The 20,175-nt window shown below is 74.9% G+C and carries 13 protein-coding genes; 8 read left to right on the top strand and 5 right to left on the bottom strand.

Annotation, left to right across the window (positions count from 1 at the left end; all coding sequences use genetic code 11):
- The first annotated feature begins 57 nt into the window (after positions 1–57).
- Together ACN261_RS24665 and ACN261_RS24660 are read left to right on the top strand one after the other, a co-directional pair.
- Positions 58–1,224, top strand: a complete 1,167-nt coding sequence (locus tag ACN261_RS24665; RefSeq protein WP_425852388.1) for an acyl-CoA dehydrogenase family protein — start codon at positions 58–60, stop codon at positions 1,222–1,224.
- On the top strand, positions 1,214–2,353 hold the full coding sequence (locus tag ACN261_RS24660) for a CaiB/BaiF CoA transferase family protein (protein WP_425852386.1): 1,140 nt from the start codon (positions 1,214–1,216) through the stop codon (positions 2,351–2,353). The genes ACN261_RS24665 and ACN261_RS24660 overlap by 11 nt, the downstream gene beginning before the upstream one ends.
- Before the next feature lie 91 nt (positions 2,354–2,444).
- Here the strand turns inward: ACN261_RS24660 and ACN261_RS24655 are convergent, their stop codons facing one another.
- Positions 2,445–3,158, bottom strand: a complete 714-nt coding sequence (locus tag ACN261_RS24655) for a DUF2238 domain-containing protein (protein WP_421482021.1) — start codon at positions 3,156–3,158, stop codon at positions 2,445–2,447.
- 158 nt (positions 3,159–3,316) lie between these two features.
- Here ACN261_RS24655 and ACN261_RS24650 point away from each other — a divergent pair, with 158 nt between their 5' ends.
- From ACN261_RS24650 to ACN261_RS24640, 3 genes are all read left to right on the top strand, one after another.
- Positions 3,317–4,927 (top strand): RICIN domain-containing protein, encoded by a 1,611-nt coding sequence (locus ACN261_RS24650; RefSeq protein ID WP_425852384.1) that lies wholly within the window; start codon positions 3,317–3,319, stop codon positions 4,925–4,927.
- A gap of 74 nt (positions 4,928–5,001) precedes the next feature.
- Complete coding sequence (locus tag ACN261_RS24645; RefSeq protein ID WP_421482018.1) at positions 5,002–5,979, top strand: ATP-binding cassette domain-containing protein; 978 nt, start codon at positions 5,002–5,004, stop codon at positions 5,977–5,979.
- Positions 5,976–6,803, top strand: a complete 828-nt coding sequence (locus ACN261_RS24640; RefSeq protein WP_208565998.1) for an ABC transporter permease — start codon at positions 5,976–5,978, stop codon at positions 6,801–6,803. The genes ACN261_RS24645 and ACN261_RS24640 overlap by 4 nt, the downstream gene beginning before the upstream one ends.
- On the opposite strand, the gene ACN261_RS24635 is transcribed toward ACN261_RS24640, so the two are convergent.
- Together ACN261_RS24635 and ACN261_RS24630 are read right to left on the bottom strand one after the other, a co-directional pair.
- Complete coding sequence (locus ACN261_RS24635; protein ID WP_425852381.1) at positions 6,763–9,984, bottom strand: BTAD domain-containing putative transcriptional regulator; 3,222 nt, start codon at positions 9,982–9,984, stop codon at positions 6,763–6,765. The genes ACN261_RS24640 and ACN261_RS24635 overlap by 41 nt on opposite strands.
- Before the next feature lie 48 nt (positions 9,985–10,032).
- Complete coding sequence (locus ACN261_RS24630; RefSeq protein WP_421482015.1) at positions 10,033–11,151, bottom strand: hypothetical protein; 1,119 nt, start codon at positions 11,149–11,151, stop codon at positions 10,033–10,035.
- A 272-nt stretch (positions 11,152–11,423) separates the two neighbouring features.
- Here ACN261_RS24630 and ACN261_RS24625 point away from each other — a divergent pair, with 272 nt between their 5' ends.
- From ACN261_RS24625 to ACN261_RS24615, 3 genes are all read left to right on the top strand, one after another.
- Positions 11,424–13,070: an ABC transporter transmembrane domain-containing protein gene (locus ACN261_RS24625; protein WP_425853648.1), complete on the top strand. Its 1,647-nt coding sequence runs from the start codon at positions 11,424–11,426 to the stop codon at positions 13,068–13,070.
- Complete coding sequence (locus ACN261_RS24620; protein WP_425852379.1) at positions 13,067–14,800, top strand: ABC transporter ATP-binding protein; 1,734 nt, start codon at positions 13,067–13,069, stop codon at positions 14,798–14,800. Before ACN261_RS24625 ends, ACN261_RS24620 begins: the two co-directional genes overlap by 4 nt.
- Before the next feature lie 132 nt (positions 14,801–14,932).
- Positions 14,933–15,637 carry a VOC family protein gene (locus ACN261_RS24615; RefSeq protein ID WP_425852377.1) on the top strand — a complete coding sequence of 235 codons (705 nt, stop codon included), beginning with the start codon at positions 14,933–14,935 and terminating at the stop codon, positions 15,635–15,637.
- 57 nt (positions 15,638–15,694) lie between these two features.
- On the opposite strand, the gene ACN261_RS24610 is transcribed toward ACN261_RS24615, so the two are convergent.
- The gene (locus ACN261_RS24610) at positions 15,695–15,994 is read right to left on the bottom strand and encodes an STAS domain-containing protein (RefSeq protein ID WP_357927539.1); all 300 of its coding nucleotides are present in this window, start codon (positions 15,992–15,994) and stop codon (positions 15,695–15,697) included.
- Positions 15,991–20,100, bottom strand: coding sequence for a SpoIIE family protein phosphatase (locus ACN261_RS24605; RefSeq protein WP_425852374.1), 4,110 nt, complete (start codon positions 20,098–20,100; stop codon positions 15,991–15,993). Before ACN261_RS24605 ends, ACN261_RS24610 begins: the two co-directional genes overlap by 4 nt.
- Positions 20,101–20,175 lie beyond the last annotated feature (75 nt).

Genomic DNA, 20,175 nt, shown 5'->3' with positions numbered 1-20,175 from the left:
GCCGGACGATGATCAAGGATTGTTGACACGTCGCCAACAGGGCGTGAGGGTGGACCCATGCCGACGCCTGGACTCGACACCTACACCTCGCCGTGGCGCGCGCCCGAACACGACGACCTCGCCGAGCTGGCCCGCGACTTCTTCACCCGGGAGGTGCTGCCGCACACCGAACGGCTGCTGGCCCAGGGCCACCCGGACCGCGACCACTACCGGCGCGCCGGTGAGCTGGGCCTGCTCGGCCTCTCCGTGCCCGAGGAGTACGGCGGGGGCGGCGGCGGCTTCACCCACGAGGCGGTCCTGCTGCACGAGCAGGCGCACGTCGGGGAGAGCACCCTCGGGCTGGGGGTGCACAGCGGCATCGTCACCGGCTACCTGGTCGCCTACGGCAGCGCCGAACAGAAGCGGCGCTGGCTGCCGGGGCTGTGCCGGGGGGAACTGGTCGGGGCGATCGCGATGACCGAACCCGACGGCGGCTCCGACCTGCAGGCGATCCGGACCCGGGCCGTGCGCGACGGCGACGACTACCTGGTCACCGGGGCCAAGACGTTCATCAGCAACGGCGGCCTCGCCGACCTGGTCGTCCTGGCCGTCAAGACCGACCCGACGCAGGGCGCCGCCGGGATCTCCCTGCTGGTCTGCGAGGTCGGCGACGAACCGGCCGGATTCCGGCGGGGCCGGCTGCTGTCCAAGATCGGGCTGCACGGCAACGACACCGCCGAGCTGTTCTTCGACGGGCTGCGGGTGCCGGCCGACCACCTGCTCGGCGGGGCCGAGGGGCTCGGCTTCGGCCAGATGATGCGGCAACTCCCCCAGGAACGCCTGGTCATCGGCATCGGCGCGGTGGCGGCGATGCAGCGGGCCGTCGAGCTGACCACCGCGTACGTCAAGGAACGCACCGCCTTCGGCAGGCCGCTGATCGGCCACCAGAACACCCGGATGGTGCTGGCCGAGTGCGTCACCCGGACCCGGGTCAGCCGGGTGTTCCTCGACGACTGCATCGGCCGGCACGACCGGGGCGAGCTGGACGTGGCCACCGCGGCGATGGCGAAAGCCTGGCTCACCGAGGGACAGTGCGAGATCGTCGACAGGTGCCTGCAACTGTTCGGCGGCTACGGCTACACCACCGAGTACCCGATCGCCCGGATGTACGCCGACGCCCGGGTGCAGAAGATCTACGGCGGCACCAACGAGATCATGAAGGAGCTGATCGCCCGTGCCCTCTGACCCCGACGCGCCCACCGGTGGACCGCTGGCCGGGGTACGCGTCGTGGAGCTTGCCAGCCTCGCCCCGGCCCCGTTCGGCTGCATGGTGCTGGCCGACCTCGGCGCGGACGTGGTGCGTGTCGACCGGCCGGGCGGCGTCGGCCCGGGACGGCTGAGCGTCCCGACGACCGGCCCCCTGCACCGGGGGCGGCGGGTCACCACGCTGGACCTGAAGACCCCCGCCGGGGTCGCCGACCTGCTGCGTCTGGTCGAGCGGGCCGACGTGCTGGTCGAGGCGTACCGGCCGGGGGTGGCCGAGCGGCTCGGTTTCGGGCCGGAGACCTGCCGGGACCGCAACCCCCGCCTGGTGTACGCCCGGATGACCGGCTGGGGGCAGGACGGTCCGCTGGCCGCCCGCGCCGGGCACGACATCGACTACATCGCGCTGGCCGGCGCACTGGAGCCGCTGGGCCGCCCCGGGCACCGCCCGCACGCCCCGCTGAACCTGCTCGGCGACTTCGCCGGGGGTGGGATGCTGCTCGTCACCGGGGTGCTGGCCGCGCTGCTGGAGCGGGAACGCTCCGGCCTCGGGCAGGTGGTCGACGCCGCGATGGTCGACGGGTCGGCGCTGCTCACCGCGTTCCTGCACGGGATGCTCGGCGCGGGCCGGTGGACCGCCCCCCGGGGCGGCAACCTGCTCGACGGCGGCGCACCGTTCTACGACACCTACCGCACCGCCGACGACCGGTTCGTGGCGGTGGGCGCGCTGGAACCGGTGTTCTACGCCGCGCTGCTGACCGGCCTCGGCCTGGCCGACGACCCGACGCTGCCCGCGCAGTACGACCCGGCCGGCTGGCCGGAGCTGCGGCGGCGGTTCACGGCCCGGTTCGCCGAGCGGACCCGCGACGAGTGGACGGCGGTCTTCGCCGACCGCGACGCCTGTGTCGCACCGGTGCTCGCCCCCACCGAGGCGCACCGCCATCCCCACAACGCCGCGCGGGGCACGTTCGTCGCGGTGGACGGCGAGGTGCAGCCGGCGCCGGCGCCCCGGTTCGACCGGACGCCCGCGCCGCCGCCCCGGCCGGCACCGGACCCGGCCGAGGCGCTGGACGTCAGCGCCGTCCTGGCCACCTGGCCCACCCGCCGGTGACCAGCCGCCCCGGGTCCGTCAACGCCATCCGCAGGTCCCGCGCCCGGCCGCCCCGACCGGCCCCGCCGTGGTCCGGGGTCGGGGTCGGCGGTCAGCCCACCGGGACGGCAGCGGGGCGCGTGGGCGTCGGGGCCGGCAGTTGGCGGTCGTGCCACCGGCTGAGCAGGACCAGCGAGGTGACCGCCCCGACCAGCGCGAGGAACATGTCCCACTGGGTGTCCCAGACGTCGCCCTGGGTGCCGAGGAAGTCGTCGGCGGCGGAGCCACCGGCCACCGAGGACCACCACTCGATCATCTCGAAGAAGGCGCTGAAGGCGAGGCAGGCGCAGACCACCAGCGGGGCGAGCCAGCGGCTGCCGCGCAAGGGGGACCGCCGGACGAGGATCTCGCGGACCAGGACCGCCGGGACGAAGCCCTGCACGAAGTGCCCGAGCCGGTCGTACGGATTGCGGGACAGGTCGAGCGCGTCGCGTACCCAGTCGCCCAGCGGGACCCGCGCGTAGGTCCAGTGTCCGCCGACGACGAGGACCAGCGCGTGCGCCGCCAGCAGGCAGCACAGCAGGGTGGTCAACGGGAAACGCCGCCACACCAGCAGCACCACCGGCACGCCGACGATCACCCAGACCGTCTCCAGCAGCCAGGTCAGCCGGTCGTACGGCCGGATGCCGGACAGCACCAGCGCCACGACGACGAGGCCCAGCAGCACCGGTGGGACGAGGGTACGGGGCCGGGTCACGGCGACCACCTGTTCGATGTGGGGGCCGCCCAGTCGCCGCCCGGCCGCCGACGATAACAGCGCCCACATCGGAGCACCGTCGTCGGGCCGACCGCGTGTCGGACGGGTGGGGCGGATGTCCGGGCCTGCCCGGTCGACACCGACCGGCGGGGTTTGCCCGAATCCATGAGTGTCGATACGGTGCAGGCGGCCCGTCCCGGCACCCCGTCACCGCAGAAAGGAGCCCCATGCCACCCGCCACCCGCACCCGAGGTCCCCGCCCCCGGCGGCTCGGCCTGCTGGCCGTCACCACCCTCGCCCTGGTCGCCGCCGCCACCGCCGTCGTCCCGACCGCCGCCTCCGCGGCCACCGTCGACACCGGCGTGGACCACGTGCTCGTCAACCGCAACAGCGGCAAGGCGATGGACCTGTACGACTGGTCCACCGCCGACGGCGCGCCCGTCAGGCAGTACACCCGCAACGACCTCGCCGTACAGCGGTGGCGGTTCGTCGACGTCGGCGGCGGCTACTACCAGCTCCGCTCGGCGCACAGCGGCAAGGTCCTCGAACTGCCCAACGCCCTCGACGGCACCGCCCTGGTGCAGAACCCGGCGAGCAGCGGCAACACCCGGCAGCACTTCCGGCTCGTCGACTCGGCCGGCGGCTACGTCCGGCTGCTCAACCGGCACTCCGGCAAGGCCCTCGACGTGTGGGAACGGTCCACCGCCGACGGGGCGACCATCTCCCAGTACCAGGACCTCGACGGGACCAACCAGCAGTGGCAGCTCGTCCGGCCGGGTGCCACCGCCGACTGCGGCAGTGGTGCGTTCCAGGCCGAGGCGGTGCTGGCCGGCGGCACCTGGACCGTCCGCAACGGCGCGACGACCGTGCACACCGGCACCGACCTGCGGGCCGCCGTACAGGCCGCGGTGAACAGCCTGACCGCCGGGCGGACCAGCAAGCAGCGGGTGGTGGTGCGCGGCTCGGGCTCGATGAGCGCCAACTCCCGCATCTCGCTGCCCAGCTACACCACCCTCGACGTGTGCGGGACGATCAACGTGACCGGCACCGGCTCCGGTGACCAGGCCCCCGTCTACTCCCGGGGCACCACCCAGGTCGAGGTGCAGCACCTCACCCTCACCGGCACCCCGCTGTACGGGGTCTTCCTGCGCAACGTCACCAACGTCGTGCTGGGGCAGCTCGACATGCGGCTCTCCGCCGGCCTCGGCGTGCGCATCGACAACCGGGGCGACACCAGCCAGTGGACCCGCAACGTACGCATCGACAACGTGTACGTCTCGGGCGCCAGCTCGCACGCCGTCGAGACGTACGGCGTGGACGGGCTGACCGTGGGCACCGTCACCGCCCGCAACGTCGGCGAGTCCGGTCTGCTGCTCAACCAGACCATCAACGCCACCGTGTCCACCGTCGACGCCGAGAACGCCGGCACCGGCACCGGCTACGCCGCGTTCCGGATGGCCAACCGCAACGGCCGCATCGGCGACAGCTACCCGACCAACATCCGGGTCGGCACCGTCCGGGCCCGGGGCGGCGGCCGGGGCGTGTTCTGCGTCTCCGAGTCCGGCGGCGCGACGATCGACCGGGTCGACATCGCCAACACCGGCAACAACGCCGTGCTCATCGAGAACTGCTACGGCGTGAGCCTGGCCACCAACGGCGGCACGATCAGCGGCGGCGGCGAGGTGCGGCTCGCCGAACGCGCCGAGTTCCCCGGCAACCGGGACCTCACCCTGCGCAACTTCACCCTGGTCAACAACCGGATCGTGGAGAACCCCTGCGCCGACAACCTGACCATCGGCAACATCACCCTGAACAACGCGACGATCGTCCGCTGCTGACCCCCGGCGGGGCGTCGGCGGCGTGTCGGTGGCATGTCGGCGCGGTGTCAGCCGGCCGGCGCACGCTGGCCGGCATGACAGCTGAGTTGATGATCGAAGCCGAGGGCCTGGTCAAGACCTTCGGGTCCACCCGGGCGTTGCAGGGGGTGGATCTCGCCGTGCCCCGGGGCACCGTGCTCGGGGTGCTCGGCCCGAACGGGGCCGGCAAGACCACCGCCGTGCGCATCCTGTCCACGCTGCTGGTCCCCGACGCCGGCACCGCCCGGATCAACGGCCTCGACGTGGTACGCCAGGCCGAGCGGGTCCGGCAGTCCATCGGCCTCACCGGCCAGTACGCCTCGGTCGACGAGGACCTGACCGGGCGGCAGAACCTGGAACTGTTCGGGACCCTGCTGGAACTCGGCCGGGCCGGCGCGCGGCGGCGGGCGGCCGAACTGCTCGACTGGTTCGACCTGACCGCCGCCGCGAACCGGCCGGCCAAGACCTACTCCGGCGGGATGCGCCGCCGGCTGGACCTGGCCGCCAGCCTGGTCGGCTCACCGGACGTGATCTTCCTGGACGAACCGACCACCGGCCTCGACCCGGCCAAACGCGAGGACATGTGGGACGTCGTCCGGTCGCTGGTGGGCAACGGGGCGACCGTGCTGCTCACCACGCAGTACCTGGAGGAGGCCGACGCGCTGGCCGACGCCATCACGGTGATCGACCACGGCCGGGTCATCGCCCACGACACCCCGGACGGGCTCAAGCGGGTCGTCGGCGGGCAGACCCTGGAGGTGCGGCCGACCGACCCGGCCAACCTGGCCCCGACCGCGGCGATCCTGTCCCGGGTGGGCTCCGGCTCGCCCGCCGACGAGATCCGCAGGGGCGTGCTCGCGGTGCCGGTCACCGACGACTCCGCGTTGACCGAGAGCGTCGCCCGGCTGGCCGCCGCCGGCATCGCGGTCACCGAACTCTCCCTGCACCTGCCCAGCCTCGACGAGGTCTTCTTCACCCTCACCGGCCGGACCGCGGCCGACGACGACACCACCCGTACGGAGGTCGCCGCATGAGCACCCTGACCGGCACCCCGCCGCGCACCGGGCCGACGCTGTCCACGGTCGTGGCGCAGCCCCGGCCGTTGCGCCTGCTGCGGCACTCGCTGGCACTGGCCAAACGCAGCCTGATCAAGACCTGGCGCACCCCCGAGGCGCTGATCGACGTCACCCTGCAACCGGTGCTGTTCCTGGTCATCTTCGTGTACGTCTTCGGTGGCGCGGTCGCCGGCTCCACCCACGACTACCTCCAGTACCTGCTGCCGGGCATCCTGGCGCAGACCATCGCCACCGGGTGCATCGCGATCGGCGTCAACCTCAACACCGACATCGCCAAGGGCATCTTCGACCGGTTCCGTTCGCTGCCCGTCCCCCGGTCCGCACCGCTGGTCGGCGCGGTGTTCGGCGACGTGGTGCGGTACGTGATCGTGACCGTGTCGACCCTGGCGATCGGCTACCTGCTCGGCTTCCGGGTCGAGTCCGGCCCGGTCCAGGCCCTCGCCGGTTGCCTGCTCGCGGTGCTGTTCGCGCTCTGCCTGAGCTGGCTGCCGGTGTACGTCGGGATGAAGGTCCGCACGCCGGGCGCGGTGCAGGGGGTGATGTTCGCGCTGATCATGCCGTTGAGCTTCGCGTCCAACGTGTTCGTCGCCGCCGGCACCCTGCCGGGCTGGATGCAGGCGGTGGTGACGGTGAACCCGCTGACCCACCTGGTGACGGCGATGCGCGGACTGTTCCTCGGCACCCCGGTCGGCAACCACGTGTGGTGGACGCTGCTGTGGTGCGCCGGCTTCGTGGCGGTGTTCATGCCACTGGCGCTGCGGGCGTACCGTCGGCGGGTCTGACCCGGCCGAGCAGGTCGTCCATCAGCTCGCCGATGCGGGTGGCGGCCGCGGCGGCCGGCCGCGCCCGCCACCCGGCCAGCAACGGCTCCCGCCGCGCCTCGTCACCGAGGGCGGCGGTGAGCCGTTCGCCGATGCCGGACGGGAAGAACGCCGCCGAGTTGCTGCCCAGCCGGGTGCCGAGCGCGAACAACTCCCGGGCGGTCCCGACGTCGTCGCGCCAGGCGGCGAGTTCCGCGCCCCCCAACGCCCAGGTCCCGATCACCGGCAGGTCCCGCGACGACAGCGCCTCCGCACCGGCGGCGGCCAGCAGGTCGGTGGCCCGGAGGTCGACGTCGCGCCGGGCGGCCGGCCAGACCTCGGCGATCCGCAGGCGCAGCACCGCCACCGCGACCCGCAGCACGACCCGGGGCTGCGGCGGCGGGCCGGTCCAGCCGGCCAGCGTGCGGACCACCGTGTCGGCGTGGTCGAGCGCCTCGGCGTGCCGCCCGCGCTGCCAGGCCAGGCGGGCCAGCCCCAGGCCCGCCTGCGCGGTCTCCACCTCCTCCCCCTGGCCGGGGATCGCCGTCTCGACCAACCGCCGCTCGGCCGCCGGGTCACCGCGCAGCGCGAGCTGCACGTCCAGCACCACCCGGGCGGCGCGGACGTCCTGGGTGGCGCCGATCAGCTCCATGTGGTGCACTCCGCGCGCCAGCCACTCGGTGGACCCGCCGTCGGTGGGGGTCAGGCCGTGCCCGACGACCTGCGCCGCCATCGCCATCCCCCAGTGGTCGCCGGCCGCCTCGAACCGGCGGTACGCCTGCTCGGCGTCGGCCACCGAGGCCGCCGGCAGACCCCCGCTGTCCCCGATCGCCGCGCGGGCGAACAGACCGAAGCCCTGCACGTACGGGTCGGGATGCTCGATCAGGGCGGCGGTGCCCGGCAGCGCCAACTCCGGGTCGAGCTGGTCGAACGCCGGCAGCACCGTGGCGAGCACCGCGTGCCGGGAGGAGACCTCCCGGGGCCGCTCGGCCAGCAGCCGGAACAGGGCCCGGCGGGCGAGCACCGCGAGCCGGAGCGGGCCGGTGATGCCGGCGTTGACCACCACCAGCAGGCACATCCAGGCCAGCCGGTCGGCGTCGGGCAACGGCCGACCGCTGGCCCGGCCGGAGACGATCGCGGAGCCGCCCCGCCGGTCGGGGGCGTCGAGGTGCAGCAGGCCCCGGGACCATCCGGAGACCTCCAGGTGCAGGCCCCGCACCGCCCACAGGTGGAACAGCGGGGTGGCGATGTCCACCACCGCCGGTTCGTCGTCGTGCCCGGCCGCCCAGCGCAGGCCGGCGACGAGATTGTCCTGCTCGACGGCGCACCCGGCGAACGCGTCGAGCTGATCGGGGCCGATGAACCGGTCGAGCAGCCCGACCGCCTGCCGCCGGGCCCAGCCGACCAGACCGGCCATCGCCGGGGCGCGGTCACCTGCCGCGTCGAGCCGGGCCTCGCCGTACTCGCGGACGGTCTCCAGCATCCGGTAGCGGGGTGGGCCGTCGCCCTCGACGAGGGTCAGCAGGGACTGTTCGACCAGCCGTGCCAGCCCACGCCGGACGTCGGGCAGGCCGGCGACGGCGGCGGCGAGGTCGGCGGTGAACGGGGCGGGGACCACCGCGACCCGCTGGAGCAGGTCCCGGTCGGCGGGGGCGAGCAGTTCCCGGCTCCAGTCGACCATCGCCCACAGGCTCGCGTGCCGCTCCGGCAGGCCGCGCAGCGCGGCGTCGAGCAGCGCGAACCGGTCGGTCAGCCCGGCGAGCACGTCGTCGATCGGCATGTGCCGCAGGCGGGCGGCGGCCAGTTCGAGGGCCAGCGGCAGGTTGTCCAGCCGGTGGCACAGGGCCAACGCCCGGTCGGTGTCCCAGGTGGGCACCGCACCCCCGGCGCGGGCCCGGGACTCGACCAGCGCCACCGCGTCGGCGTCGGGCAGCACGGTCAACCGGTGCACCCGTTCGGCGGCCAGGCCCAGCGGCGCCCGGCTGGTCGCCAGCACGGCCACCTCCGGTGGGCTCACCGCGACCAGGTCCGCGACGACGGCCGCCACCGGGTCCAGGAGGTGTTCACAGTTGTCCAGCACCACCAGGCCGTCGAGATCCGGAGCCAGGGCACGCAGCCGCTCCTGCGGGGTGAGCACCCGACGGTCGCGGCCCAGGGTGCCGCCGCCGGCCGTCGTGGTGTCCGCCCCGCCGAGAGCCGCCAGGACGGTGGGCAGCACCTCCTCCGGGGCCCGCAGGCCGGCCAGTTCGACCACCCGGGCCGGCCGTCCGGCCGCCACCGCCCGGCGTACCACCTCGGCGGCGAGCCGGGTCTTGCCCGCGCCGCCGGTGGCCACGACGGTCACCAGGGCCGCCTCGGCCAGCGCCGTCTCCACCGCCTCGACGTCACGTTCCCGGCCGACGAGCGCGGTCACCGGCCGCCGCCAGGCGGCCGGCAGGACCGTCCGGGTCGACCCGACCGGCGACGCCGGGGCGGCCGGGGTGGTCAGTTGACCACGCAGCAACGCCAGGTGGACCTCGCTGACCACCGGTGACGGGTCGGTGCCGTAGCGGTCGGACAGTTCGGTGCGCAACCGCGCGACCACCTCCAGGGCCTCGGCGTCGCGCCCCTGGGCGGCGAGCATCCGCACCAACAGGGCGGCCGACGGCTCGTCCGGCGGGGTCCGCGCGACGAGCCGCCGCAGGTCGCTGTCGTCGTACGGGCCGGGGCCGGTCAGTGCCGCCTCGGCGCGCAACGCGACGACGTCGGCGAACAGCCGGCGGGTCTGCTCGGTGTCCCACTCCGGGACTTCGGGGAACAGGGCCCGGGCCGCGTCGGCGGCGTCCCGGGCCGCTGCCCCGGCGCCGTCGCGCAGGGCGGCCCGGCCCCGCTCCAGCAGCGACCGGGCCCGGACCGCGTCGACGGTGACCTGATCGGCGGGCAACCGGTAGCCACCCGGGACGGCGACCACCGGCAGTCCGAGCCGACGTACCCGGGAGACCAGGGCCTGCACCGCGCCGGTCGCGTCGTCCGGTGGTGCGCCGTCCCACACCGCGTCCACCAGCAGCGGGGTGGAGACCGCCCGGCCCCGCGCGTCGACCAGCGTACGGATCACGGCGGCGAGCCGTTCGCCCCGGACCGGCCGGCCGTCGACGGCGAGCGGGCCGAGGATGCTGATCTGCACGCGTCCAGCATCCCCCACCGGCGCATCCCGCCGTCGCCGTCCCCCGGTTCAGCGGCGGGTCCGCCGCGACCTGACCACCCCCACCAGCGCCGCCAGCAGCAGGCCGACGCCGATCACCCCGACCCCCAGCAGCAGCGACCGCGTTCCACCGACGTCGGCCCGGGGCCCCGGAACGGGGGCCGCGCCCGGGGACGCCGCCGCCGGTGCTGCGGTGGACGCCGCCGGGGCGGGCGGGGACGACCCGGCCGGCGTGGGGGTCGACCGGGCCGACGGGGCCGCCGGGCGGGCGTAGCGCAGCACCGTCGGCAGGGTGCCGGGCGGCTGACCGGCGGTCTCGGAGACGGTGAGCAGGAAGCGGCCGTCGCGGCTGTAGCTGACCGACTCACCCTGCGGCTCGTCGGGCAGCGCCACGGTCCGGGGCGTGCCGCCGGTGAGCGCGGCCACCACGTCGCCGTCGGTCACCTCGTACTCGAAGGCGTCGGCGTAGGTGCGCAGCACCACCCGGCGGCCGTCCGGGGCGACGGCCCCGCCGGTGACCAGCCGACGACCGAAGAACGAGTACGGGTTCGAAGTCGTGGTGAGCGGCAACCGGACCTGCCCGGCCGGCGTCAACGGCACCGTCGCGCCGGCCCGCAGCGGCCCGGCCGGCACGTAGACGCCGGCGCTGCCGCCCTGCTTGGTCACCACCACCGGGCGGCCCGCCCCGTCGAGCAGCAGCGCCTCCGCGTCGTGCGCCCCGTCGGGGTACGTCAGGCGGTGCAGCACCGGCCGGCGGGCACCGGGGGCGAGCTTCCACAGCGCCACCGTCGACCGGGTCCGGTCGTTGTCGCCGATGTCGGCGACCCAGACCGTGCCGTCCGCGCCGAGCGCCAGGTCCTCGGTGTCGCGGGGCCGCGACGGGTAGGCCACCGTGCGCACCACCGCGCACCGGGAGTCGAGGAAGAAGATGCGCCGCCGGGAGGCGTCGTCGGCGCCGTCGTTGACCACCACGAACCCGGAGTCGGTGGCGGCCATGCCGGAGATCTCGGTCAGCCGCCCGTCGCGGACCCGGCACACCGTGGCCGGTGCCGCCGCGCGGGCCGGGTCGGGGACGGCCACCGTCGCCGCGCCGACGACGAGCAGCGTGGTGAGCAGCGTCGATACGCGGATGGCCGTCCGCCGCGTCATCGACCCTCCCCCGCCGTGGCCGGCGACGCCCGCCGCCGACGATCCGAGCACAGGAGCTTGCCGGTCGTCGTACGCCGCGTCAATGCCGCCACCGGGCCGGGCACTGAGGTGTACGCCACCGCGTCGCGGCCGCGTACGGGCCGGTGCGGGCGGCGGCCGGTGACTAGCCTGGGTCGGTGCCTCCACGCCTGCCCCACCCGGACCCGGGCACGCCGGACACGGCGGGGCCGCTGCGGTACATCTGGTGGCTGGTCCGCTGCCAGCCGTGGCGGGTGCTGCGCGGGTCGCTGTTCGGCACGGTCTGGATGGTGGGGCTGTCGGTGCGGCCGTTCCTGGTCGCCCGCGCCGTCGACGACGGGCTGCGGACCGGTGACACCGCCGCGTTGCTCGGCTGGGTCGCCGCGATCGTGGTCGCCGGGGCCGCGCTGGCCTGGGCGGGCATCATGCGGCACCGGACCATGACGTTCATCCGGGAGGACGCCAGCGCCCGTTCGGCCGCCGTGCTGCTGCGCCAGCTCGCCCGGGTCGGGGCGGTGCTGCCCCGCCGGCTCGCCGCAGGGGACGTCGCCACCGTCGGCGGGTACGACATCGTGCGCACCTCGCAGGTGCTCACCCTGACCGGCCCCGGCGTGGGCGCGGTGCTGGCGTACGCGGTCGCGGCCGTGGTGCTCTGGTCCATCGACCCGGTGCTGGCGCTGGTGACGCTGCTCGGGGTGCCGGTGGTCGCACTGGTGGTCGGCCCGCTGCTGCGCCGGCTGGAGCGGGCCGAGGCGGTCTACCGGCAGCAGCAGGGCGAGCTGACCACCCGGGCCGACGACATCGTCGCCGGCCTGCGGGTGCTCGCCGGGGTGGGCGGCCGGCACCTGTTCGCCCGCCGGTACGCCGCCCGGTCGCAACGGCTGCGGGCCGAGGGCTACCGGGTGGGTGCGGTGCTCAGCTGGGTGGACGCACTGACCGCCGTCATCCCCGGGCTGTTCCTCGCCGTGGTGGTGTGGCTGGCCGCCCGCACGGCCGCGGCGGGCGGGATCACCGTCGGGCAGCTGGTGGCCGTCTACGGCTACGTGGCGGTGCTCATCGTGCCGGTCTGGTTCCTGTTGGAGGGCAGCTACCAATTGATCCAGGGCCGGGTCGCCGCCCGGCGGATCGTCGACCTGCTCCGGCTCGCCCCCGACCCGGTGGGCGGCCCGGCGACCCGTCCCGCCCCGGCCGCCCCGGCCCCGCTGCACGACCCCGACAGCGGGCTGACGGTTCCGGTGGGTCGGTTGATCGGCGTCGCCGCCGACGACCCGGCCGACGCGGCGGCCCTGGCCGACCGACTGGGCCGGTACGTCACCGGCGCGGTCACCTGGGGCGGGGTTGCGCTGACGGCCGTCGACCTCGACGAGGTGCGCTCCCGCATCCTCGTCGCCGACCACGACGGGTACCTCTTCGCCGGGACGCTGCGGCAGATCCTCGCCGGTCCGCAGGGCACCGTCGACGACGCCCGGATCGACGCGTCGTTGCACGTGGCGTCGGCCCGCGACATCGTCGAGGGGCTTCCCGACGGGCTCGACGCCCCGGTCGGCGACCGGGCCCGCACCCTCTCCGGCGGCCAGCGGCAGCGGGTCCGGCTGGCCCGTGCCCTGCTCGCCGACCCGGAGGTGCTGATCCTGGTCGACCCGACGTCGGCGGTGGACGCGCACACCGAGGCCCGGGTCGCGCAGCGCCTGCGGCAGGCCCGTACGGGTCGCACGACGGTGCTGCTGAGCACCTCACCGGTGCTGCTCGGGCACGCCGACACGGTCGCCCACCTGCGTGGCGGCCGGATCACCGGCACCGGGACGCACACCGCGCTGCTGGCCGCCGACCCGGACTACCGGCGGCTGGTCTGGCGGACCAGCGGCACCGACGACACGCCGGTGGGGCGGGCCGGACGATGACGAAGCTCCCGGTCGCGAGCCCGGCGGTGGTCCGGCGGGCCGCCCGCGACGTGCTCGCCGGCGACCGGTGGGCGGTCGTCGGGGTGCTGGCGTTGCACAGCGCCGCCGCCCTCGCCGGACTGGCCGCGCCGTGGCTGATCGGGCGGATCGTCGACCAGGTCACCGCCGGGGCCGGGGCGGGCGCGGTGGACCGGTTGGCGCTGGCCATCGGCGGTTGCGTGCTGGTGCAGGGGCTGCTCGCCCGCTACGCCCAGTACGCCGGGCACCGGTTCGGTGAGCGGGCCGTGGCGCGGCTGCGCGAGGACTTCGTGACCCGCCTGCTCGGCCTGCCCGTCTCGGTGGTCGAGCACGCCGGCACCGGTGACCTGGCCACCCGCAGCTCGGTGGACGTGTCCACGGTGGGCACCATGCTGCGTGACGTGGTGCCGGTGCTGGTCATCGCAGGCACCCAGCTGACGCTGCTGTTCGGCGCGGTGTTCCTGCTGGACCCGCTGCTCGGCCTGGTCGCGCTCGCCGGGTTCCCGTCGATCGGGGTGGCGGTCCACCGGTATCTGCGCCGGGCCACCCCCGCCTACCTGGCCGAGGGGGCGGCGACGGCGGAGCTGACCGAGGCGCTGACCACGACCGCCGAGGGTGCCCGCACCGTCGAGGCGTTGCGGCTGGGCCGTGACCGGGTCGCCCACGGCACCGCCCGGATCGGCGCGGTGTGGACCACCCGGCGGGCCACCCTCGCCCTGCGGTCGGCGTTCTTTCCGGTGGTGGAGGGCAGCTATCCGATCCCGATCGCCGCCGTGCTGCTCACCGGGGGTGCCCTGCTGTCGCGGGGACGGGTCAGCCTGGGTGAGGTGGTCGCCGCCGCGCTCTACCTGCAACAGGCGATCGATCCGCTGGACCGGCTGTTGCTGTGGGTGGAGCAGGCGCAGCGCGGTGTCGCCTCGTACGCCCGGGTGCTCGGGGTGGGGCAGGTGCCGCCGGAGCCCCGCGGCCGGGCGGCCCTGCCCGCCGGGCGCGTGGTGCAGGTGCGCGGGGCCACGTTCCGGTACGCGGACGGCCCGCAGGTGCTGCACGGCATCGACCTGACGGTCGCGGCGGGGGAACGGCTGGCCGTGGTCGGCCCGTCCGGGGCGGGCAAGTCCACCCTGGCCCGGTTGCTCGCCGGCATCGACGTGCCCGCCCAGGGAACGGTGACCCTCGGCGGGGTCGCGGTCACCGACCTCGACCCGGCCGAGCGCCGTCGCCGGATCGCCCTGGTCACCCAGGAACACCACGTCTTCCTCGGTACGCTGCGGGACAATCTGGTGTTCGCCGCGCCGGGCGGCACCGACGCGCAGTTGCGGGCCGCCCTGGCGGCGGTGGGGGCCGACTGGTTCGCCGACCTGCCGGACGGTCTCGACACCCCGCTCGGGGCCGGGGTGCGCGACCTGGGCCCGGCCGAGGCCCAGCAGTTGGCGTTGGCCCGACTCGTGCTGGCCGACCCGGACATCCTGATCCTCGACGAGGCGACCGCCGCGCTGGACCCGACGACCGCCAGGCGTACCGAGCGGGCGCTCGGTGCGGTGCTGGCCGGCCGGACGGTGATCGCCATCGCGCACCGGCTCAACACCGCGCACGACGCCGACCGGGTGGCGGTGCTGGAGGACGGCCGGATCACCGAGGTCGGCCGGCACGACGACCTGGTCGCCGCCGACGGCGTCTACGCGTCGCTGTGGCGGTCCTGGCACGGCCACTGACTGGCACGACCCCGCCGCTGATCATCCCGGGCGGACCTTCCGGCCGGACCCGTGTGCCGCCACCGCCGATGCGCCCGGTCGGCCCGGCGCAATCGCCTTGTCGCCCCACCGGTCGGCGTCTACTGTGCGGTGATGCTCTCGGGACCCCTGACGTTGACCCTCGATGCGCGACATCCGGTGCGGCTCGCGCGCTTCTGGGCCGGCCTGCTCCACCGGGAGGTCGTCGAGGACGCCACCGGTGGTGCGCTCCTGCCCGGCACGGCCACCCAGCTCGGCCTCCGGTTCGTCCCGAGCCCCACTGAGAAGCGCGGGCCGAACCGGATGCACCTGCACCTGACCAGCACCAGCCCCGACGACCAGCAGCGGCAGGTGGCGGCCGCGCTGGATCTCGGCGGCAGCCACCTCGACGTCGGGCAGCGTCCCGAGGAGGGGCACATCGTCCTGGCCGACCCCGAGGGCAACGAGTTCTGCGTCATCGAGGCGGGCAACGGCTTCCTCGCCGGGTGCGGTCCGCTCGGCGAGATCGCCTGCGACGGCACGCGGGAGGTCGGCCTCTTCTGGAGCGAGGCGTTGGGCTGGCCGCTGGTCTGGGACCACGATCAGGAAACCGCCGTCCAGTCACCGTACGGCGGCACGAAGGTCGCCTGGGGCGGCCCGCCCCTGGCCCCGAAGCAGGGCCGGAACCGGCAACGCCTGGACCTCACGCCCGAGGGCGACCAGCAGGCGGAGGTCGACCGGCTGGTCGCCCTCGGGGCCACCCGCCTCGATGTCGGCGCGGACGGCGACGTCGTGCTGGCCGATCCGGACGGCAACGAGTTCCGTGTGACGGCGAGCTGACCGACCGGCCGTTCGCCGGGCGTCCCGGCGGCCCCCGGCCGGTGTCGGCCGGTCGGGTCAGTCGCGGATCGTGACCGTGGTGAGTCGACTCAGACCGGAGATGGTCAGGACGCTTGCCAGCAACGGGTTCGCCACCACCGACAGGCCGTCGACGTGGGCGAACAACGCGGCCAGAGCGGCGCTGTCCAGGTATTCCACGCCGGTCAGGTCCACGGTCAGCCGGTGCCCGTCGACGGCGGCGTCGGCTATCGCCGCCCGGAACTCGTCGGCGTTGCTCATGTCGATCTCGCCGGTGACGGTCAGCACCGGCGCGCCGTCGGCCTGCCGGCCGGTGGCCAGGCCCAGGGGCGTGTTCATGCGGGAATCCTCGTGTGCAGCTCGACGGTGGTGCCGGCATCGGTGGTCCGGATGTCCACGTGCGACATCAACGCGCGCATCAGGTTGATGCCGCGTCCCCGGTCGTGGTCGATCTCGGGCACCTTCCACCGTCCGGAGTCGACCACCGTGACGAACAGGTCGGTGCCGGCGGCCACCGCGAGCAGACGGATCAGACCGGGACGGGCGTCGCGGTGGCCGTGCTCGACCGCGTTGGCGCAGGCCTCACCGGTGGCCACCAGCACGTCCTGGGCCAGGTGCGGGTCGGCACCGGTGCGGCGCAACCACTGGCGCAGGGTGGACCGCACCGGGGCCATCTGTGAGCGGTCGGCGGGGAACGACAGCTCCAGCGGTGCCGGATGGCGGTAGAGCAGCAGGGCGATGTCGTCGTACCCGCCCTGCGGGGTCATCCGCCGCATCACCCGGTCGGCCAGCTGCTCCACCCCGGCGGTGTGGTCCTCCCGGACGGCGGAGGCGGCCTGCGCGATCCCCGCGTCGAGCGACTGGCGGCGGCGTTCCACCAGGCCGTCGGTGTAGAGCAGCAGCACAGCCCGGGCCGGCACGATGCTCGTCGCGTCGGGGCGGCCACCGCGCGACGGGATGCCCAGCGGGCTGCCCCGGCCGTCGGCCAGCAGTTCGGTGTGGCCGTCGGGATGGGTGAGGATCGCCGGCGGATGCCCGGCGCTGCTGTAGGTCAGCTTCCCGGTCTCCGGGTCGAGGATGCCGCAGAACACGGTGGTGCAGGCCGCGCCGGGCAGCATCCGGGCGAACCGGTCCAGGGCGGTGAGCACCTGCGCCGGGCCGGACGCCTCCAGCAGCAGGGCCCGGCAGGCGCTGCGCAGTTGCCCCATCACGGCGGCGGCGGGCAGGCCCCGGCCGACGCAGTCGCCGACGACGATGCCGATCCGGCCGTCGGGCAGGGTCACCGCGTCGTACCAGTCGCCGCCGACCTCGAGGGGGCGGGTCGCCGGCTCGTAGCGGACGGCGAACCCGGCGGGGAGTTCGGCGGGGCCGAGGATGGAGCGTTGCAGGGCGACCGCCACCTCACGTTGCTGGTCGGCGGCGTGGGCCCGGTGCAACGCCTGCCCGAGCGCCCCGCACAGCAGCAGCAGGAGCATCTGGTCCTCGGTGCCGAAGCCGCGCGCCGGGTCGAGTTCGAGCCAGATCACCAGCGGGCCCTGCGGCGAGTCGACAGTGGTGCCGACGCCGACGGGCCGGGACCCGGTGGCCGGGTCGATGGTGATCCGCAGGGGTGGCTGCGCCCGCAGCGTGGTGACCGTCTCGCGGACCGGGCCGGACAGTTGCTCCCAGTCGGTGCCGGGTGCGGCGGTCACCGTCGGCGTGCCGTCGGACGCCCAGCGGACGGCGACCGCCCGGTGGGCCTGCCAGAGCTGGCTCAGCTCCTCGATGCCGGCGCGCAACGCCTCGCTGGTGCTGGCCGCCCGGGACAGCCGCTGGTTGAGCGTGCTGAGGGCGGTCTCCCGCTGCACCGCGTACCGTTCGGCGGTGACGTCGCGGATGGTGCCGACGACCATCCGCCGGCCGTGGTCGTCGGTGACCGCGTTGAAGGCGACCGCCGTCCAGAGGCGGTGCCCGTCGCGGTGCCGCAACGGCACCACGAACGATCCGTGGGAGACGGTCATCGCCTGGGCGAACGCGTCGGCCACCAGCCGGTTCGCCGAGGCGTCGGCGACGTCGTCGGGCCACCACGGGTAGCGGGGGCGGTAGGGCAGGCCCTCGGGGCCGTACCCGAACAGTTCGGCGAAGGCGGTGTTCATCTCCACCAGCGCGCCGTCGGCGTCGAGGACGAAGAACCCCTCCTGCAACGAGTTGATCATCGCGGCCCGCCAGTTGGCGTGGTGGTTACGCAACCGGGCCAGGTCGACGTTGGCCCGGACCCGGGCCAGCAGCTCCTCGGCGGAGAAGGGTTTGACCAGGTAGTCGTCGGCACCCGCCTCCAGCCCCTCGACGGCGGCCTCCTGGCCGGCGCGGGCCGACAGCAGCAGCACCGGCACCCCCATCGTGCGGGGCTCGGCGCGCAGGGCGGCGACCAGTTCGAGGCCGTCCAGGCCGGGCATCATCACGTCGCTGACGATCAGGTCGGGCGGTGCGGTCCGGGCCCGGGCCAGCGCGGCGAGCCCGTCGCCGACGGCGGTGACGTCGTAGCGGGACCGCAGCAGCCGGTGCAGGTACTCGCGCATGTCGGCGTTGTCGTCGGCGATCAGCACCCGGGGCCGGTCCGCGCCGGGAAGGTCGGCCGGTGCCGGCTGCGGCACCGGCCGGTCGTCGGTGTGGGCGGCCGGCAGCCAGCGCAGCGCCTCCGCGACGAACGGTTCGGCGCTGTCCGACGGCACCGGCTCGCCGACGCCGGTGACGACGTGCTCGGCGGGCAGGTGGGCGACGCCGTACGGCAGCCGGACGGTGAAGGTGGTGCCGACGTCCGGGGTGCTGTCCACGGTGATCGTGCCGCCGTGCAGGCCGACCAGCTCCCGGACCAGGGCCAGGCCGATGCCGCTGCCCTCGTGGGACCGGGAGCGGGCCTGCGGCACCCGGTGGAAGCGCTCGAAGAGCCGGGGGATCTCGTCGGCCGGCACCCCGATGCCGGTGTCGGTGACCTGCACCGTCGGGGTGCCGTCGCGGTCGGCGACCGTGACCCGGATACCGCCGTGGAAGGTGAACTTGAGGGCGTTGCTGAGCAGGTTGAGCACCACCTTCTCCCACATCGCCCGGTCAACGTGCACCGGCCCCGACAGCGGCGGGCAGTCCACGTCGAGGGTGAGGCCGGCGCGTTCGACCGCCGCCCGGAACACGCTGGCCAGCTCGGCGGTGAACCGGGACAGGTCGACGGGCTCGTAGCTCGCCTGCATCCGGCCGGCCTCGATGCGGGAGAAGTCGAGCAGCGCGGTGACCAGCTTTCCCAGCCGCAACGCGTTGCGGTGCATGACGTCCAGCTCGTCGCGGACCTGCACGTCCCCGTCGCCCAGTCGGGCCCGCAGCTCCTGCAACGGGCCGCTGATCAGCGTCAGCGGGGTCCGGAACTCGTGGCTGATGTTGGAGAAGAACGCCGTCTTGGCTCGGTCCAGCTCGACGAGTTCCTCGGCCCGCTGCTGCTGCACCTCGTAGGCGACCGCGCCGTTGATCAGGGCGGCGCTCTGCTGGGCCACCAGGTCGAAGAAGGTGCGGTAGCCGTCGTCGAGCGCCCGGCCGGCGCTGGCGGCCAGCACGATGACGCCGATGTCCTCTGCGCCGGTCTCGCCGTGCAGCGGCAGCACCATCGCCTCGGTGGGCGCGGTCTGCCAGCCGCCCGCCGGCAGTTCGCCGGCCCGGTCGAGCAGGTCGGTGACGTGCGCCGGTCGACCGTCGGCGAGCACCTGCGCCACCGGCCACACCGCGGCGGCGGCCCCGCCCTCGCGGTCGACCTCGCCGGGGCGGGTGCTGGCGGTCAGCCGCAACCCGCCGTCGCGGGCCCGCAGGTACACCGCCGCGTACGGCACGTCGGCGCCGGCCCGGCCGAGCGACCCGGCGACCAGCCCGCACGCCTCCCCGACGGTACGGGCGGTGCCGGCCTGGGCCCCGAGGTCCTGCAACGTGGCGAGCCGCCGCTGGCCGATCACCCGTTCGGTGGTGTCGCTGACCGCGGTGAACACGCCGCGCACCACACCGTCGTCGTCGTGCAGCGGGCTGTAGGAGTACGTCCAGTAGGTCTCCTCCCAGTAGCCGTGTCGGTTCATCGGCAGCAGCAGGTCCTCCGACCAGGTCGCCTCGCCGGTCTCCACCACGCCGCGCAGCATCGGCCCGATGATGTGCCAGATCTCGCCCCACACCTGGTCGCCGGGCTTGCCGAGGGCCGGGTGTTTGCTGCCGAGCAGCGGGCCGTAGGCGTCGTTGTAGAGGAAGCGCAGCTCCGGGCCCCACCAGACGATCATGGGGAACCGGGAGGTCAGGCAGATCCGGGTGGCGGTGCGCAGGCTCGCCGGCCAGTCGTCGACCGCGCCCAGGGAGGTGGCGGGCCAGTCGAAGGCGCGCATCCGGGCCGCCATCTCGCTGGCGCCGGTGAACACGGAACGCCTCGCCTCAGCCTCGGCCATCGCCGCCCCGCCCTCCCGCACGTCTCGCGCAGGGACGACCGCGTGTCCGCGGCTCGTCGCCGGTCACCGGCAGAG

The sequence above is a fragment of the Micromonospora sp. WMMD723 genome (assembly GCF_049863385.1).
Taxonomy (GTDB): Bacteria; Actinomycetota; Actinomycetes; order Mycobacteriales; family Micromonosporaceae; genus Micromonospora; species Micromonospora wenchangensis.
Note: the sequence above shows the minus strand (reverse complement) of the source record. Positions and strands in the feature narration are given on the sequence as shown.

Bases quoted from the DNA above. Each gene is read 5' to 3' on its own strand.
- ACN261_RS24665 (WP_425852388.1), top strand. From the start codon at position 58: ATGCCGACGCCTGGACTCGACACCTACACCTCGCCGTGGCGCGCGCCC.
- ACN261_RS24655 (WP_421482021.1), bottom strand. From the start codon at position 3,158: ATGTGGGCGCTGTTATCGTCGGCGGCCGGGCGGCGACTGGGCGGCCCC.
- ACN261_RS24650 (WP_425852384.1), top strand. From the start codon at position 3,317: ATGCCACCCGCCACCCGCACCCGAGGTCCCCGCCCCCGGCGGCTCGGC.
- ACN261_RS24645 (WP_421482018.1), top strand. From the start codon at position 5,002: ATGACAGCTGAGTTGATGATCGAAGCCGAGGGCCTGGTCAAGACCTTC.
- ACN261_RS24640 (WP_208565998.1), top strand. From the start codon at position 5,976: ATGAGCACCCTGACCGGCACCCCGCCGCGCACCGGGCCGACGCTGTCC.
- ACN261_RS24630 (WP_421482015.1), bottom strand. From the start codon at position 11,151: ATGACGCGGCGGACGGCCATCCGCGTATCGACGCTGCTCACCACGCTG.
- ACN261_RS24620 (WP_425852379.1), top strand. From the start codon at position 13,067: ATGACGAAGCTCCCGGTCGCGAGCCCGGCGGTGGTCCGGCGGGCCGCC.
- ACN261_RS24615 (WP_425852377.1), top strand. From the start codon at position 14,933: ATGCTCTCGGGACCCCTGACGTTGACCCTCGATGCGCGACATCCGGTG.
- ACN261_RS24610 (WP_357927539.1), bottom strand. From the start codon at position 15,994: ATGAACACGCCCCTGGGCCTGGCCACCGGCCGGCAGGCCGACGGCGCG.
- ACN261_RS24605 (WP_425852374.1), bottom strand. From the start codon at position 20,100: ATGGCCGAGGCTGAGGCGAGGCGTTCCGTGTTCACCGGCGCCAGCGAG.